The following is a 723-nucleotide window of genomic DNA, read 5'->3' as shown; positions in this document are numbered from 1 at the left end:
AGTATATGGCGGGAGGCGACCGGTGCGGGGAAGCGGGCATTCAGGATCGAGCCCTCCGGCGCCGAGATGCGCACCGCATCGAGCGACGCCGCATTGTTGGGAATGTCCGGCCCGACGACGCAGCGCACGCCGAAGGCGGCATAGGCTTCGGTGTAGCAGAACGGCACGTTGACGCCGCGGGGATGCGGCGCGAGCTCTCCGCCGAGGTCGAGCGATATGGTGCCGTCCTTCACCACCATGCTCGCGGTGACCTCGATCGGTTCGCCGACCAGGTCGGTCCGCATCGTCGTGTCGAAGCAGCCTTCGGGCAGGGACGCGATGGCAGCCCGCATGCCTGCCGCCGAACGTTCGAAGATGAAGGCGGCGAGGGGGCCGAGATCCTCCAGGGCAAACTCGTCGCACATGCGCAGCAGGGCGCGACACCCGCCCGCATTCGCGGCCACCAGCGCGAAGAGTTCACCCATCAGCTGATCCGGGAAGCGCACATTCGCACGCAGGATCTGCTCCACATGTGCGTCCGGCCGACCCTGGCGCAGGAAGCGCAGCACGGGGATGCGGATGCCCTCATGGAACACGTCGCGCCCGTCGAAGCCGATGCCTTGGCCGCCGACATCGACGATATGCGACGTGCTGGCGAAGAAGCCGATCAGCCGACCATGCCGGAACACCGGCGTCACGACGCAGAAATCGTTGAGATGGCCGGTGCCGATCCAGGGATCGTTG

Annotated in this window: 1 protein-coding gene; it reads right to left on the bottom strand. The window is 66.9% G+C overall.

Going from position 1 to position 723, the window contains the following annotated elements; genetic code table 11:
* Positions 1-723 (bottom strand): hydantoinase B/oxoprolinase family protein (locus tag GWK15_RS25580; RefSeq protein WP_168044442.1); only part of this gene is annotated, 723 nt, incomplete at both ends.

Source organism: Neoroseomonas oryzicola (assembly GCF_012163135.1).
Taxonomy (GTDB): domain Bacteria; phylum Pseudomonadota; class Alphaproteobacteria; order Acetobacterales; family Acetobacteraceae; genus Neoroseomonas; species Neoroseomonas oryzicola.
This window is presented reverse-complemented; position numbering and strand designations above follow the sequence as displayed.